The following is a 16800-nucleotide window of genomic DNA, read 5'->3' on the forward strand; positions in this document are numbered from 1 at the left end:
AACTTCGGTGGGTGGATGCTCAGGCTTGGGTGCCTGATGCAGAGAGTTATCTTCTGCGGCATGGGGCTGGGGCTACATGTTAGGGGGGCGGTTCGTGCTTGGGGTGGCGGGTTGTTGATTTGGGCTGGAGACAGGGCCTGTGTTCTGGGTTGGGGGATTGATTTGGCGGCTGCTGTGGAAGCCGCAGGCTTTCATGGCGGCGACAGGTTCAGGGTTTTGCATGAAGGTGTCCCAGACGAAGGCGGTGCGGAGGTTTTCTGCCATGAGGACGCCGATGCCTAGATCGATGCCGAGCACGTCGGGATCGAACCAGTGGAGGTCGGGGTGGAAGGCGTCGCAGAAACCATAGCGTCCCCAGGCGTCCGCGCCGAAGTTGTCGCGTAGGGCGCGGAGGACGTGGACACATTCGCGGGGAAGAAACGGGAGCGATCCGGCGGCGGCGCAGGGGACGACGGAGCCGTCGACCGGGCCCATGAGCGGAGGGCCGCCCCAGGCGGTGTAGCCGTGCTGCCAGTCGGAGGCGGAGACGCCCCAGTAATCGTCCGTATAGCCGCGCTTGAGGCCGAGGCAGAAGGCTTTGTGAGCGCGGGTGGCAGTGATGGAGTTGGCGAAGTAGTCGGCGTAGGCGTCGCGCTGACGGGCGAAGTCGAACCAGGCGTGGGAGTACTGGTGGATGAAGAGGGGATCGCGTCCGCTGATGTAGGAGTAGGGGCCGAAGGTCATGGGTGGGCGCGTGAAGGCGTTCCATGAGTCGGGCGAGATGGGATGGGTGGGTGAGCCGATGGCGAGGAGGTAGAGCATCATCAGCTCGCTATAGTGATCCCAGCGTGTGGCGATGAAGCCAGTCTCGGGACGCCAGCCCATGGAGAAGGTTTTGCCGCCGTTGAGCATCCAGGGGAAGTCGACGCGGTTGTAGAGTTGCGTGGCAAGGTCTGTGATCTTTGGATCGTGGAAGTAGGCACGGGCGGTGAGGACGCCGCAGAGAAGGATGGCTGTATCGATGGAGGACACTTCGACGTTGATGAGGGGCTTGCCGGTCTTGATGTCGTTGAAGTGGTAGAAGAAGCCATGCTCGTTGGGCATTTTGTTGAGGTGAAAGTCGAGCGTGGCGATGACCTGCTTCTTGACGCGATCGGTGGGCAGGTAACCGCGCTTGTCGGAGATGCAGAGGGCGGTGAGACCGAAGCCAGTGGCGGCGATGCTGGAGGCAAAGTGAGTGTCGAGTTCGCCGGTGGAGGTTTTGTTGGTTGCGCGGTCGAGGACCTGGCCGGATGCGGGATCGGCCTGCTCGGTGAAGTATAGACAGCCGGCGCGCTCCATCTCGTCCAGGAAGGCGAGGTCTTCGTCGCTTAGGAGTCTGGAGTAAGTTGGTGCGGTTGCTGGCTGCTGCCCGAAGAGAGGCGGGGTAATGAGACCGGTAGCGATGGCTCCGCCGAGCAACTGTGTGGCCCTGCGTCTCGTGATTTTAGGCGGAGCCGAAGGGCTGACACTCATTCTCTATCTATCGTACGTTCTTGCCAGTGGAGACTTATCTGACTCTTTTGGTTGATAAAAGGTTTAACTGCACTGCACCTTTGATGCATTCTCTGGTGCTTCCGGCTCTATTGTGGCACGTTCAGGCAATCGTTTGCCTGAACGATGTCGTTTCGTTAGTGAAAAGCAGAGGAAAGGGTTAGCTCCTTATTCTTTTATGATGAGGTTTGTGCCAGACTGCTTGAATGCCTCGAAGTCCGATTATCTCTGAAGCTGCAAAACCGGCATTACCCAGGGCGGAGTCGAAGGCGGCAAATTTAAAGGCCGTCGCCGATCATGTTGGACTATCGGTGGCTGCAATCTCGCGTGTTCTTAGTGGGGCGCCTGCGGCCCGTTCGATTCCGAAGGTCACGCAGGACCGCATCTTTGCCGCGGCGGAGATGTTGAACTACAGGCCGAATCTGTTTGCTCGCTCTCTGCGCAACCGGCGAAGCCAGACGGTCGGCGTGATCGTGCCTGAGGTGAGTGAGGGCTATGCGACGCTTGTCTTGAGTGGAATTGAAGACGCTCTGATGCAGGCGGAGTACTTTTATTTTCTGGTCAGCCATCATCATCGCGAGGAGATGATCGCGAGGAGCGAGCAGTTGTTTCGGGACCGGGCGGTGGAAGGGGTTATTGCTGTGGACACGTTGCTGCGGGATCGATGGGCGATTCCGACTGTTACGGTGTCGGGTCATCATGAGCCTAAGGGCGTTACCAATATTGTGTTGAATCACAGGATGGCGGCGGAGCTTGCGATCGATCATCTGGGTGATCTGGGACACCATCGAGTGGCGTTTATCAAGGGACAGAGATTTAGCTCGGATACGGAGTCGCGCTGGCGCGGGATTCGTCATGCGATGGAGAAGAGGGGTCTGCCGGTCCTGCCGAAGCTTGTTGCCCAACTGGAGGGAGACCTGCCGACGCATGAACCGGGATATCTTGCGACTCGAGCGCTTTTGTCGGAGGGCCAAACGTTTACGGCGTTGTTTGCGTTCAATGATGTATCGGCGATTGGCGCGATCAAAGCCTTGAGAGAGGCTGGTCTGCGCGTACCCCAGGACGTCTCCGTTGTGGGGTTCGACGATGTACAGTCGGCGGCGTTTCAGAATCCGGCGCTGACGACGGTTCGTCAGCCGTTGCGTAGGATGGGGATGTTAGCTGCACAGACGGTTTTGGAACAGATCGGGACCTCTGAGTCGGCGGTGCATGCGCAACAGATCATGGTCGAGCCTGAACTGGTGGTGCGGGAGTCGACAAGTTCTCCGGCCCGGGTTAAGCGATAGGCGCGGAAAGAGATATTTCGTGCGATTCACCTTCGCGGCGGAGATCAATTGACGCATAAATTTCGAGAGGAACGGCGACTGCGTTTGTGATAGCATCCGTGCTCCTTGAGATATAGGCCCGCGAACGGTCTGAACTTGAGGCCAGTGACGGTATCTCTGTTCACAACAGATGCAGTGGAGAAGCTCTCGGGAAGAGCCCTCATCTGTAACTGAGATTGATCCATTCAGATTTTTCTGGAAGGAGTCTGAGTATGAAGATTTACCTGGGCGGCGATATTCGCAACGTGGCCGTGGTTGGTCACGCGCATTGTGGAAAGACAACGCTCATCTGCGCGCTACTGCATGCGGCGAAGATGACCGTGACTCGCGGCCGGGTTGAGGATGGCTCAGCCGTGACGTGTTATGACGAAGAAGACGTCGCGCGCAGGACAACCATGTCGAATGCAGTAGCGTTTGTGGAGTGGAGCGGCGTCAAGATCAACCTGATCGATACTCCTGGTTTTCATATGTTCGTGCATGAGACACGAGCGGCGATGTTGCCGGTGGAGATGGCGCTGGTGCTCGTGAATGCGCAGTGCGGTGCTGAGGCCGTCACAGACAGAGTGTGGAAGTACGCTGCAGAGGTTAGCTTGCCGCGTGTCGTTGTTATCAACCAGGTTGACCATCCTAAGGCCGATAGCAGGGTGGGACGGCAACGAATGATCGAGCTTCTGCAGGAGAAGTGGGGACGACAGATTGTGCCGGTGCAGCTGCCGATCGTTGACCAACACGGGTTTCATGGTGTGGTGGATCTGGTGACGATGAAGGCTTATCTGTACAAGCCGGACGGAGATGGGCGTGGTGAGGTTGGGGCGATTCCTGAGGCGGTGAAGGCTGATGCGAAGGCTGCGCATGAGGCGCTGGTGGAGCTTGTCGCCGAGGGTAAGGATGAGTTGATGGAGGAGTTCTTTCGAGAGGGCACCATTCCCGAACAACACCTCATCGTCGCGCTGCATGAGGCGATTCGTGAGGACCGCATCTTTCCGGTGCTCTATGTGAGCGGATTGAGAAATGTCGGGACCGACCATCTGCTTGATTTTCTGAAGGTGTATGCGCCAGCGCCCACGGAGCGTGAGCCGGTGGCTACGCGAGGGGTGCTGCACTCGACTTCGGTAAACGGCAGCGGCGCAGGTGCGGCCGACGATCAGGATGAGATCGTGATGCGGAAGGTGGATGATAAGGAGCCACTTGCGTTGTATGTGTACAAGACGATGACCGATCCATTTGCGGGACGGATCTCTTTCTTCAAAGTCGTCAGCGGCATGATGACGACGGACAAGACGGTGCAGAATTTCACGCGTCATGAGTCGGAGAGGTTAGCGCATCTGTCGATCATGCAAGGGCGGAAGGCCGTTGAGGTGACTGAGTTGCACGCCGGGGATATTGGCGCTGTCGCGAAACTGCGAGTTACGTTGACGGGCGATACGCTTGGCGATAAGGCGCATGAGGTTTATCTGGAACCCGTGCCAATGCCTGAGCCGGCGATGACGTATGCGATCGAACCGAAGTCGCGCGCGGACGAGGACAAGCTTGCTCCTGCTCTGCATAAGGTGATGGAAGATGATCCGATGGTGAAGTTCTTCCGCGATCCGCAGACGAATGAGTTTCTGGTGGCGGGTGCAGGACAACAGCATATTGAGGCGGTGGTGTCGAAGTTGAAGAGGCGATACCACACGGATGTGACGTTGAAGGCTCCGAAGATTCCGTATCGCGAGACGATCCGCGGCAGGGCTGAGGCGCAGGGTCGATATAAGAAGCAGACTGGTGGGCATGGCCAGTTTGGCGACTGCAAGATTCGTATGGAGGCGCTGCCGCGCGGGGGCGGGGTGGTGTTTGCGAACGAGATATTTGGTGGGTCGATTCCGCGTCAGTATGTTCCTGCGGTAGAGAAGGGCGTTCGCGAGTCGGCGGTGCGTGGCTTTCTGGCGGGATATCCGGTGGTCGATTTGAAGGTGACTGTTTTTGATGGCAGCTACCATGATGTGGACTCGAGTGAGATGTCGTTCAAGATGGCAGCGCGGCTGGCGTTTCGCAAGTGCATGGAGCAGGCGAAACCCGCTCTGCTGGAGCCGGTGATGCGGGTCGAGATTGAGGCGCCGGATGAGTTTGCCGGGGCTTTGCTGGGCGATCTAAACGGGAGACGTGGCCGTGTGCAGGGGATGGAGAGCGGCGGCGCAGGAACTACGGTTCGGGCCGAGGTGCCGATGGCCGAGATGCTGAGTTATGGAACGACGCTTACCTCGATCACGCAGGGGCGAGGGAGTTTCCGGATGGAGATGGACCACTATGATGTGGTGCCACCGCTGCTGGCCGAGAAGATTCTGGCCAGTGCGAAGCAGCCGGTTCATGACGACGCTGAAGAGTAACTCCGGGCGGCTGAGCGCAGGTTGCGGTGCGGTATCGGCGCGCCGGCGTTGCGTGACAACAAAGGGATGCGACGGTAATATCAATATTCGATGAATTGCTTGAACGAGTCGCTATGAGCTCCGGCACTATTGGCGCGATGGATCTTCCGGCGGGGGAACGGTCTGATGCCACGCGTTGGAGACGGCGTACGTTGCTTGATCTGGCCGTTGGATATGGTCTGATTCTGATCGTTATCTGGACGCCGGCGCCGTTGCGGAGTGTGCTGTACTTCGTAGCCGTCGGTTGGGTTGGGTTTGCGACGTGGAGCTCGTTTGATAGTTGGGATGCGATGGGAGTCCGGATGAAGGGCTTCGTTTCGTCGCTGTGGGTGGTGGGGGTGGCGTTCTGTATTTCGGTGGGGGCTGCTCTGTTGGCGAGACGACTGCAGACGCTGCATGCGCCGCACACTCCGTTTCGGTTTGTGGAGAGCTTCTGGGGCTATGCGATCTGGTCGCTTTTTCAGCAATTTTTGTTGCAGGATTTTATGCTGCGCCGTCTGCAGCGGCTGATGCCGGACAGACGGGTGGCAGTGTTGGTGGCGGCTGGTCTGTTTGCGCTGGCGCATCTGCCGAACCCGGTGCTGACGGTGATGACACTGATCTGGGGTGTGGCGGCGTGCATGGTTTTTTTACGTTATCGCAATCTGTTTACGTTGGGGATTGCACACGTGATTCTGGGTGTGTGTGTTGCGATTAGTGTTCCGGCGACGGTGCAGCACAATATGCGGGTGGGGCTTGGTTATCTGAAGTATCGCCCGCATGGGCAGCATCATCTCAACCAGATGGACCATAAGGTGTCGACGGTGGCGTGGGTGACGGCCGAGGCGCCGACACGCCGGTCTTGACGCCAGGCCCGGCCGTAGAAGATTCCGGCGATCGCAGCGAGTAGAACGTAGCGCCAGTTGAAGTGAAGGGCGCGTTTGTTGAAGTGAGACAGGCCGAAGAGGCAGGCTGTCAGAAAAAGTGCTGCACGATGGCCGATGCGTCGCTCGACGAGGTTCTGCATCCAGCCGCGGAAGAATAGCTCCTCGGGGACTGCGATGAAGAAGAACGTGAAGAGGTACGCTTCGACGAATTGCAAGAGGTGTGGCCAGTGTTGGTGAAAGTGCAGGAAGCCGAGACTTAGGCCTAGTAGCAGGGCAATTGGGAGGTAAAAGGCACACTCACGCAGGCCGATGCTGATGTCGCGGAGTTTTAGGCGGAGATCGAAGCCGACGCCCTCGAACTGGCGAATGTAGAGGATGCCGTAGATGCCGGCGTTTAGCAACAGCATCTTGTTGAAGATGGCGAGGTGCGGGGGCCATGCGGATTCGAACCAGCGGAGGTCGACCGCGAGGCCAAGGGTGAGTAGAACCAGAAGGTCACGCCAGTTGCCGGTTTGGTGGGGATCGGCTTGTTTGGCTTGGTGCATGAGCAGTGCAATCGCAACCGGGAGAAGAGCGTAGAGGAAGAGCCAACTCCAACGAAAGTTGCCTGCGGAGAGGGTCACCAACACGTATGGAACGCACAGGATGGCGGGCCACAGCAACCTCACTACTGAAGGCAAGGTTTGTATACGTCGGAGCAGGATTTCGCCGAAGAAAGCCGCAGCCAGGAAGGGGGCGAGGGTCAGTATGGCGGCGACTACGTTGAGCGGAGTGAGCATGGGGCGAGCTTCAGTATAGGTTTGCGATCTAACTTCGTGGAGCGGGTATGGACTGTTAGTGGTAAATCGTATGGAGAAGGTTAGGTGGTAAGCGGGTTAGACTCTCCTTGCATCGGCTAAAGCATCTTTCAAGCGCAAATCTGCTTCAAATCGTTTGGAGAAACCATATGCCACGTCCATATTGGTCAGGCCAGATCCAAATCTCTCTTGTGTCATTTGCGGTCAAATTATTTCCTGCGACCGAGGCGAAGAGCGAGATTCGCTTCCACCAGCTCAGCCGCAAGAGCGGAGAGAGAATCAAGCACCAGAAGGTCTCGGGCGATGAAGAGCCAATCGAGAGTGCGGACATCGTGAAGGGGTACGAGTATCGCAAGGGGGAGTATGTGATGGTTGAGCCGGATGAGATTGAACATCTGCGCATTCCATCGCGACATACGCTTGCGGTGGCGCAGTTCGTGGATGAGGATGAGCTGGACCCTGAGTTCTTTGAGAAGCCCTATTTTGTTGTGCCGGAAGATGATGTGCAGGCTGAGGCTTTCGCAGTGGTTCGGAAGGCATTGCAGACGACGAAGAAAGTCGCTCTGGGCAAGATCGCATTTGGTGGCCGTGAACATCTGGTGGCGATCTCTGCGCCTGGTGATGACAAGCTTGCGGGCATGATGGCCTACACGATGCGCTATGCCGAGGAGCTGCGGGATCCGGCGGAATACTTTGGAGATATTAAGAAGGTTGCAGTGGATGAGGATCAACTTTCTTTGGCCAAGGAGTTGATCAAACGCAAGGCTGCGAAGTTTGCGCCGGAGAAGTTCAAGGATGAGTATGAGGCTGCGCTGCGTGAGCTGGTGAAGGCTAAGATTTCGAACAAGCCGATTCCACGGGATGAGCCCGCCCCGAAGTCAGCCAAGGTGGTGAACCTGATGGATGCGTTGCGGAAGAGCGTGCGTGGTGATGAAGCGCCGGCGGTAAAGAAAAAAGCTGAGACGAAGTCTGCTGCAGCGGCGAAGAAGGGCATTACGCTGGTAAAGCCAGCGGGCACGAAGACGAGTAAGCAAAAGAAGTCAGCATAGAACGCTATGGCTACTAAGAAGACAGCAAAGTCGAAGTTACCGGCGTCTGCTGCGGACGCGGTCGATGAGCAGCTTGGGCTCTACCGCTCGATGCGGGATTTTGAGGTTACTGGTGAGCCTAGCGGGTCAGCGAAGAAGAAGTTTTTTAACGACCAGCCGCTTCCGTTTGTGATTCAGAAGCATGCAGCGACGCGCCTGCACTATGACTTTCGACTTGGTTGGAACGGTGTGCTGAAAAGTTGGGCAGTTGCTAAGGGGCCTAGCTACTTTGTTGGCGATAAACGGCTCGCTGTGCAGGTGGAAGATCATCCGATCGACTATGGCGGTTTTGAGGGGATTATTCCAAAGGGTCAGTATGGAGGCGGCACCGTGATGGTGTGGGACCAGGGGACCTGGGAGCCGCAGGCTGGTCATACCGATGTGGATGCGGGCCTGCGTACGGGTTCGTTGAAGTTCATCATGCATGGCACGAAGATGAAGGGGAAGTGGGCGTTGATTCGCATGGGTGGGAAGGCTGCGAATGAGAGTAAGCCGAATTGGTTGCTGATTAAAGAGCATGACGACTTTGAAAAGACCAAGGACGATCCGGCGATTACGGATGAGTCCCCAAATAGCGTCGTGACGGGGCGAAGCCTCGAAGAGATTGCCAAGAACGAAGATCATGTCTGGAACTCGAAGGAGACGGCGAAGGGCAATGCGTGGTACCGCAACGATGCGAAAGGATCGACACCTAACGGTGGGGCTTCGCGTAAACCTGTGCGTACGATCAAGCTTTCCGTACCGTCTGGGGCGACCAAAGAGAAGTTGCCGCAGTTTGTAACGCCGGAGCTTGCGTTGCAGGCGACGAAAGCACCGGGTGGAGCAGGCTGGTTGCATGAGTTGAAGCTTGACGGCTATCGGATTCAGGCTCGCAAGGACGGCGATCAAGTTCAACTGTTGACACGGACAGGGCTGGACTGGACGCATCGGATGAAGACGATTGCTGCGCTCGTAGGCGGGTTGCAGGCGGAGAGAGCGATTCTGGACGGCGAGGTGGTCGTGCTTGCCGAAAATGGAAACACCAGCTTTGCCGATTTGCAGGCTGCGTTTCAAGAGGGTGTGAAGAAGCCACTGAGCTACTTTGTCTTTGATCTGCTTCACCTGAATGGGCACAACCTGCGGGGGCTGCCGCTGGTTAAACGAAAAGCTCTGCTGGCCACACTGCTTGAAGGCGGTGGCGAATTTTTGCGTCTCAGCGAGCATATCGAGACGAACGGCGAGGTCTTCTTTGCGAAGGCTTGCGAGCTTCATGTTGAAGGGATCATCTCAAAACGTGCGGCCAGCAAGTATTCGAGCGGGCGGGGTGGCGATTGGTTGAAGCTGAAGTGCGTTCACGAGCAGGAGTTTGTTATCGGCGGGTTCACGCTGCCTTCCAATGGGACTCATGGAGTCGGAGCGCTGTTGCTTGGGTACTATGACGCGAAGAAGTTGATCTATGCGGGGCGTACCGGGACGGGTTTTACGCAGAAGACTCATCGTGTGCTTCGTGAGCAGTTGGACAAGTTGCGTCAGACGGCGATGCTGTTTGAGAAGATGCCGGCCGACGCTCGAAAAGGGGCTATCTGGGTGAAGCCGCAACTGGTGGCGCAGGTTAATTTTGCGACATGGACGGCGGATAATCTTGTACGGCAGGCGTCGTTCAAGGGGTTGCGGGAGGACAAGTCGGCGAATGAGGTTCGAAAGGAAGAGCCGACTGTGGTGCCGCGATCTCATAGTACGAAGCACGCTTCATACTCCACTCCCGCTGGTGGTATTGCAGCGAAGGCTGCTCCTGTAGAAGCTGCTCGGGCAAAGGGCGCACCAACTAAGGCTGTGAAGGTGATTACCGCGAAGGCTGCTCCGGTGCGACTGACGCATGCGGAGAAGATTCTTGATGCGGAGACGGAGCTAACCAAGCAGCAACTCGCTGACTACTACTGGACGATTGCGCCCTATATGCTGCCGCATGTTGCAGGGCGTCCTCTGTCGCTTGTTCGTTGCCCTGAGGGTAGCGAGAAGCAGTGCTTTTATCAGAAGCATGTGAACCACTTGATGCCGCCGGGTGTCACTGCGGTCGATGTGCCGGATAAGAAGACTGGGAAGATTGAGCCGTACATTACGTTGTCGAGCGGGGAGGCGTTGGCGGGGCTGGCACAGATGGGTGTGCTGGAGGTGCATCCGTGGGGGTCTCGCAATGATGATTTGGAACATCCTGACCGCATCATTATTGATCTTGATCCTGACCCTACGGTGCCCTGGGCCACGCTCGCAGCGAGTGCCGGTGAAGTTCGTAAGGAGCTTAAGAAGCTTGGGCTGGAGAGCTTTTTGAAGAGTACGGGCGGTAAGGGACTGCATGTGGTGGTGCCGTTTGAATCGGAGCATGATTGGGCGGTGATCAAGCAGTTCGCCCATGCGTTCGTGCTGCAGATGGAGAAGGTCCAGCCTGATTTGTATCTGACGAAGATGAGTAAGGCTGCGCGGAAAGACAAGATCTTTCTCGATTATTTGCGGAATGAACGTGGTGCGACTGCGGTTGCGGCGTTTTCTCCGCGGGCCAGGGCTGGTGCAGCTGTCTCGCTGCCATTGAGCTGGAACGATCTGAAGTTGCAGGAGCGTCCTGTTGTCCGTGTCGCTGACTTTTCCGAGTGGAGGGGGAGGCTGAGTCGTGATCCGTGGAAGAATTTCTTTAAAACGCAGCAGCATATCTCCTCGAAGTTGCTGGATCTATTCAAGATCTCGGCCGGCAAATAGCCTCTGATTCGAAGTGTTCGGTAGTGGACAGTTTGTTTCGTTTGCGGACGGTTTGGGCTGGATGACACCTCTAAGTATATGAAAATGAATGACCGAGATTGGCCACGCGCTTGCAACTTTCTATGGCGCAATGGACATCTCCAGACCGGATATCAAAAAAAAGAAGATGCGTCAGCAGTGGATCGCTGGCGGATGCGCGGTGATTGCTCTTGCGGTGATTGCGTTTTTCGTGACGCGGTTGAAGCCTGCGGCACCTGAGGTAGACCGCGCGACCGTATGGACTGATGGGGTGAAACGGGGGCCACTGTTGAGGCAGGTGCGTGGACCAGGGTCGCTGGTGCCGCGAGAGGACAAGATTCGGTTGATTCCGTCGGAGACCGAGGCTACGGTGGTACGGATTCGTGTGCTGCCGGGCGCCAAGGTTGAGCCGAGCACGGTGTTGATGGATCTCGTGGATCCTCAGCTGCAGCAGGAGTTGCTGGATGCTCAACTGCAGTTGAAGGGCGCTGAGGCGGACTATATCAACACGCGTGCGAAGGTTCAGAGCGATCTGATGGATCAGAAGGCTGCCGCGGCAACGGTAGGGGCAGATCACAGTCAGGCACAATTGCAGGCTCAGACGGATAAATCGTTGTACGACCTGGGTGTGATCAGCGGGCTGACTTATAGCGCCTCGAAGGGCAAAGCTGACGAACTAAGGACGCGCAACGACCTCGAGAAGCAGCGGGTGACATTAAACGAAAAGGCGATTGAAACGCAGCTTGCGGTGCAGCAGACCAAGGTCGATCAGGCAAAGGCGTTGCTGGGATTGAAGCAAAAGCAGTTGGATGCGTTGAGTGTGAAGGCGGGTATCAGTGGTGTTCTGTCGGAGCTGCCGCACCAGGTGGGCGAGCATGTGGCTCCCGGTACGACTCTGGCTAAGGTGGTGCAGCTCGACCAGTTGAAGGCGACGTTGAAGATTGCCGAGACGCAGGCGCGGGATATTCAGATCGGTCAGCCGGCTGAGATCGATACGCATAACGGCGTGATCAACGGCAAGGTTATGAGAATTGATCCTGCGGTATTGAACGGAACTGTGACGGTAGACGTAGAGCTTGCTGGGGCTTTGCCGCAGGGCGCGCGCCCCGACCTGAGTGTGGATGGAACGATCGACCTGGACCGGATGTCCGACGTGTTGTATGTAGGACGGCCGGCGTTTGGAAACGAGAACAGTACGATCAGCCTGTTCAAGCTGGGCACGGAAGGAAAGACAGCGGTGCGGGTTCCGGTGAAGGTTGGCCGCGCATCGGTGAACAGTATTCAGGTGCTTGAGGGACTGCAGGAGGGCGACACCGTCATCCTGTCCGACATGAGCCGCTGGGACAACACAGATAAGATCCGCTTGAATTAGGCACACGCCTGGCGGAAACGACGATAAAGGAGAGCAACGATGGCCGCAGAGACGATGATTCAAATCGAGGACCTGAAGAAGATCTTTTACACGGATGAGATTGAGACGCATGCGTTGTCGGGCGTGCATTTGAATATCAACCGCGGTGAGTATGTGGCGATGTCGGGGCCTTCAGGATGCGGGAAGTCGACGCTGCTGTCGATTATTGGGCTGCTCGATACGCCGACGGCCGGGCGCTATACGCTCAATGGCAAAGAGGTGGCGAACCTGAACTTTGCGGATCGTTCGAGGATTCGTAATCAGGAGATTGGGTTCATCTTCCAGAGTTTCAATCTGATTGGCGACCTTACGGTTGCTGAGAATGTCGAGTTGCCGCTGACGTATCGGGCGGGAATGCCGGCTATGGAGCGGAAGAAGCGCGTGCAGGAGTCGCTTGAGCGGGTGAATATGGCGCATCGTATGCGTCACTATCCGGCGCAGCTCTCGGGTGGTCAACAACAGAGGGTTGCGGTGGCACGAGCACTGGCGGGTTCGCCATCGATCCTGCTGGCGGACGAACCAACGGGAAACCTTGATTCGAAGAATGGCGAAGCCGTGATGAAGCTGCTTCAGGAGCTGCATGCGGAGGGCGCGACGATCTGCATGGTGACGCACGATCCGCGGTTTGCTGCACATGCGGAGCGCCAGGTGCACCTGTTCGATGGCAAGGTTGTGGCGGAGGGCGAACTCAATCAACTGTTAGCGGAGGTAGAAGCATGACGACCTTATTAGAGGACCTGAGAGCGGAGTTGCGGCAGATGTGCCGGGCGATTGGATTGTCAGGAACTGCAGCGACTGTAGTTCCGCTCGTTCTGCTGGGTATCGCTCTCAACGTGGCGGCTCTTAGCGTAGTTGGAGGTGTTCGTCCGGTACATGCCTCGGCGTGCAAGAAGCCGGCGTTGCGTAGTGTGGCTATGACGGAGTTGAAGGTGGCACGAGCGGTGCTGGTTTCGACTCTGAAGACGATTGGTGACGGTCGTCGGAGATGGTGTTCGGCAAGGCAGGGTTTGGGTCAGCAGGTGGAGTCTGCGGGGATGCGTGTCGAGGTTGGCTTTGCGAGGCTGAATATCGCGCCGCGGACGGCGGCCACTAAAGGGTGCAGCAAGAGCTAATCAGAAGCGCAGCCGCAATTACTGAGTGAGTGTGTGAGCGCGTCGCACAGTGAGGAGATCGTTGAACAAATTTATTCAAGACGTGCAGTATGCGCTGCGGCAGTTGCGAAAGGCGCCGGGATTCGCTCTGACGGCGATTGTGACGCTGGCTCTGGGGATCGGTGCGAATGCAGCAATCTTTACGCTGGTGCATGCGGTGCTTCTGCAAAATCTTCCGGTGAGCGATCCGACGACCCTGGTGCGGGTGGGTGACAAAGGCGATTGCTGCGTGCTTGGCGGGCCGCCTGAAAATGATGATTACTCGGTATTTTCTTATGACTTCTATAAACATCTGCGGGATACTACGCCGGAGTTTGAGAACCTTGCTGCGATGCAGGCGGGTAGCGCACCCGGGTCGATTACAGCACGCCGAAGTATAGGCGGTGCGTTGGCAAAGCCGTCGCAAGGCGAGTTTGTTTCGGGGAACTACTTTCAGACTTTTGAACTGCAGCCGTTTGCCGGCCGCATGATGTTGCCCTCCGATGATGTCGAGGGCGCGCCGATGGTAGCGGTGATGTCGTATCAGACATGGCGCCGCGACTATGCGACAGACCCTTCTGTGGTGGGAAGCACGTTCGTTTTGAATACGCATCCGATTACGATCATCGGGATTACACCGCCGTTGTTTTACGGCGACAGGATGAGTGATTCGCCGCCAGATTTTTTTATCCCAATGGTGATGGAGCCGCTGCTCGATTCGGGGGCGTTTTTGCGCCGACCCGAGATTAACTGGATCTATTTGTTGGGACGTGTGAAGCCTGGCGTGGGGCTGGCTCCTTTGCAGGAGAAGATGAGCGCTGGCTTGCGGCAGTGGCTGACGAAGCTGGCGGAATATCAGACAGTAGATGGGAAGAAGGCGCTGGCGAAGACGCACCTGGTACTGACGCCGGGTGGCATGGGGATCGCTAACCTTCAGGAGCAGTATCGGAGCGGACTTAATCTGCTTATGGGGATATCTGCCCTGGTGCTGTTGATCGCGTGTGCGAACATCGCGAATCTGGTGCTGGTACGTGGAATGGCACGTCGCGCGGAGACGTCGCTACGGATGGCACTGGGGGCACAGAGGAAGAGGATTATCCGGCAGATGCTTACCGAGAGCGTCGTACTCGCCTGCCTGGGCGGGTTCGCGGGGCTTGTCGTGGCGTATGGCGGGACGAGGCTGCTGCTGTCACTGGCGTTCCCGGATTCACCCAATCTTCCGATACATGCGAGCCCCTCGCTGACGGTGCTTGGTTTTGCGTTTGCTCTGTCGATGGCGACGGGACTGCTGTTTGGCATAGCGCCGGCGTGGATTACGTCACACTCGCAACCTGCGGAGGCATTGCGCGGATCGAACCGGTCGACTCGGGATGGGTCTTCGCTGCTGCAACGGTCGTTGGTGGTGGTGCAAGCGGCCTTATCGCTGGTGTTGTTGGTGGGCGCGGGTCTGCTAACCCGGAGTTTGAACAAGCTTGAGCATCAGAGCTTCGGTCTTCAGACGGAGAACCGGGTCGTGGTTCACATTAGTCCGGATAACGCAGGATATAAGCCTGATCAATTGCAGTCTATCTACGACCAGATCGAGCAGAGCTTCAGTGCGCTGCCGGGAGTGGAAAGAGTGGGCCTGGCGTCGTATTCGCCGTTGGATGGTGATAACTGGGGTGAGGGCGTGTTTGTGCAAGGCAGGCCAGATCCGGGACCGAATGATCGCATTGGCGCATCATGGGCTCGGGTGAGTCCAGACTTCTTCGACACGATTGGGCAGAAGGTGCTGCGGGGACGAGGTATTGGCCGGCAGGATACGGGGACCTCGACGTTGGTGGCGGTGGTGAACCAGACGTTTGTCAAGAAGTTCTTCCCGACGGGAGGCGATCCGATCGGAACACACTTCGGTTTGGAAGGTGTGAAGAGTTCGGGTGAGATCGAGATCGTTGGCGTCGTGTCGGATGTTAAGTATGTGAGCCCGCGCGCCGATGTGCGGCCGATGTTCTTTCGTCCCCTTTTGCAGCATGCGCCGCTCTCGGACGGGGCTGATGTTCGATCACTCTATGCGGGGTCGATTACGCTGCAGACGAAGGGGCCTTCGGCGGGTCTTGAGTCACAGGTGCGGCAGACGCTTGCGAGCATCAATCCGAATCTGACTGTGGTCAATTTCAGTACGTTCAGCGATCAGATTGATGGTCAGTTCAGCCAGGAGAAGTTGATTGCTCGACTGACGTTGATGTTTGGTGTGCTGGCGCTGGTGTTGGCCTCAGTCGGCTTGTACGGCGTGACGGCATATACGGTTGCGAGGCGAACCTCGGAGATCGGCATACGGATGGCGCTTGGTGCCGGGCGCGGCAGCGTGGTGAGCATGGTGCTTCGCGAGGCAATGCTACAAGCTGGCCTTGGGCTTGCGATTGGTGTTCCGATCGCGATGTTGTGCGTGCGCTTTCTAAAGACGCAGCTCTATGGAACGGCTGTACAGGACCCTGCGGTACTAGTCGGAGCGGCGACGGTGCTTATCGTTTCCGCTTGTGTGGCAGGACTGATACCGGCGCGTCGCGCGGCTTCCACCGATCCGGTGCAGGCGTTGCGGACCGAGTAATGGCAGGCTGCTTGAACTGCCAGGAACGAACGAGCGAGGAGCGATGAATCGTTTGATGCAGGATGTTCGCTTCGCTCTGCGACAGCTAAGCAGGTCGCCTGGGTAGTATGGTCTCAGCTTAAGACGAACTGTAACTCTCGATCCCATGTAGTCATCGCGTTCGCAGTAGCAGTGGGCAATTTCAACGGCTGAAAGCTTAGAAGGGCGGAGTTAGAAATGATTGAATTAAAGCAGTTGGAGCGAAGCTATAGGACGGGGCATACGGAGACGTGGGTGTTGCGGCGTATTAATCTCACAATCCGCGAAGGTGAATTTGTAACCGTAATGGGTCCGTCGGGTGCAGGCAAGTCTTCGCTGTTGAATGTTCTTGCGATGCTGGATGACCAATGGAAGGGTGAGTTTCATTTTGCTGGTGAAGCGGTCCACGCGATGAATCGCAAGCAGCGAGCGGAACTGGCGCGACGGCGGATCGGCATGGTCTTTCAGAGCTATCATCTGCTGGACGATCTAACGGTTGCAGAGAACATCGACCTGCCATTGTCGTACAAAGACATTCCAAAGTTGGAGCGTCAGGCTCTGGTTGCAGATACGCTGGACCGCTTCAATATCGTTGGCAAAAAGGATTTGTTCCCCAACCAGCTCTCAGGTGGGCAGCAACAATTAGTGGGCATCGCCCGGGCGGTTATTCACAGGCCGGATCTTTTGCTGGCTGATGAACCGACGGGGAATCTGCACTCCGAACAGGCGAAGGAGATCATGCAGCTGTTTCGAAAGCTGAACGAGGAGGGCACAACCATAGTGCAGGTGACGCACTCTGAGGCAAACGCGGAGTATGGCACACGGACGATTGAGTTGCGGGATGGCTGGATGTATCGGGATACAGCGGGTCTGGTAGCGGCTGAGGGCACGGGGGTGCGGGCGTGAGAGGAAG

The 16800-nt window shown here is 57.2% G+C and carries 12 protein-coding genes; 10 read left to right on the top strand and 2 right to left on the bottom strand.

From position 1 onward, the window contains the following. Window positions 1-72: 72 nt before the first annotated feature. Complete coding sequence (locus tag RBB82_RS12535; RefSeq protein ID WP_433970847.1) at window positions 73-1494, bottom strand: glucoamylase family protein; 1422 nt, start codon at window positions 1492-1494, stop codon at window positions 73-75. Between the two features lie 224 nt (window positions 1495-1718). Between RBB82_RS12535 and RBB82_RS12540 the strand changes: the two genes are divergently transcribed. From RBB82_RS12540 to RBB82_RS12550, 3 genes are all read left to right on the top strand, one after another. After that, window positions 1719-2798, top strand: coding sequence for a LacI family DNA-binding transcriptional regulator (locus RBB82_RS12540; protein WP_433970849.1), 1080 nt, complete (start codon window positions 1719-1721; stop codon window positions 2796-2798). 251 nt (window positions 2799-3049) lie between these two features. Continuing rightward, window positions 3050-5203, top strand: coding sequence for an elongation factor G (gene fusA / locus RBB82_RS12545; RefSeq protein WP_433970851.1), 2154 nt, complete (start codon window positions 3050-3052; stop codon window positions 5201-5203). 113 nt (window positions 5204-5316) lie between these two features. Then, window positions 5317-6087 (top strand): lysostaphin resistance A-like protein, encoded by a 771-nt coding sequence (locus RBB82_RS12550; RefSeq protein ID WP_433970853.1) that lies wholly within the window; start codon window positions 5317-5319, stop codon window positions 6085-6087. Here the strand turns inward: RBB82_RS12550 and RBB82_RS12555 are convergent. Next, a complete protein-coding gene (locus tag RBB82_RS12555; RefSeq protein WP_433970854.1) occupies window positions 6012-6887 on the bottom strand; it encodes a lysostaphin resistance A-like protein in 876 nt (291 codons plus the stop codon). The genes RBB82_RS12550 and RBB82_RS12555 overlap by 76 nt on opposite strands. A 167-nt stretch (window positions 6888-7054) precedes the next feature. On the opposite strand from RBB82_RS12555, the gene RBB82_RS12560 reads away from it, so the two are divergent. From RBB82_RS12560 to RBB82_RS12590, 7 genes are all read left to right on the top strand, one after another. After that, a complete protein-coding gene (locus RBB82_RS12560; protein ID WP_433970856.1) occupies window positions 7055-7954 on the top strand; it encodes a Ku protein in 900 nt (299 codons plus the stop codon). A gap of 6 nt (window positions 7955-7960) precedes the next feature. Further along, window positions 7961-10723, top strand: coding sequence for a DNA ligase D (gene ligD, locus RBB82_RS12565; protein ID WP_433970857.1), 2763 nt, complete (start codon window positions 7961-7963; stop codon window positions 10721-10723). 130 nt (window positions 10724-10853) lie between these two features. Continuing rightward, window positions 10854-12113 (top strand): efflux RND transporter periplasmic adaptor subunit, encoded by a 1260-nt coding sequence (locus RBB82_RS12570; RefSeq protein ID WP_433975371.1) that lies wholly within the window; start codon window positions 10854-10856, stop codon window positions 12111-12113. Window positions 12114-12152: 39 nt separating this feature from the next. Continuing rightward, entirely contained in the window at window positions 12153-12872 is a 720-nt protein-coding gene (locus RBB82_RS12575; RefSeq protein ID WP_433970858.1) for an ABC transporter ATP-binding protein, read from the top strand. After that, window positions 12869-13264, top strand: coding sequence for a hypothetical protein (locus tag RBB82_RS12580; protein ID WP_433970860.1), 396 nt, complete (start codon window positions 12869-12871; stop codon window positions 13262-13264). The genes RBB82_RS12575 and RBB82_RS12580 overlap by 4 nt, the downstream gene beginning before the upstream one ends. 61 nt (window positions 13265-13325) lie before the next feature. Beyond that, entirely contained in the window at window positions 13326-15869 is a 2544-nt protein-coding gene (locus RBB82_RS12585) for an ABC transporter permease (protein WP_433970861.1), read from the top strand. 216 nt (window positions 15870-16085) lie between these two features. Next, the gene (locus tag RBB82_RS12590; protein ID WP_433970863.1) at window positions 16086-16793 is read left to right on the top strand and encodes an ABC transporter ATP-binding protein; all 708 of its coding nucleotides are present in this window, start codon (window positions 16086-16088) and stop codon (window positions 16791-16793) included. Window positions 16794-16800: the final 7 nt, after the last annotated feature.

Source organism: Tunturiibacter lichenicola (assembly GCF_051013355.1).
GTDB classification, from domain to species: domain Bacteria; phylum Acidobacteriota; class Terriglobia; order Terriglobales; family Acidobacteriaceae; genus Edaphobacter; species Edaphobacter lichenicola_F.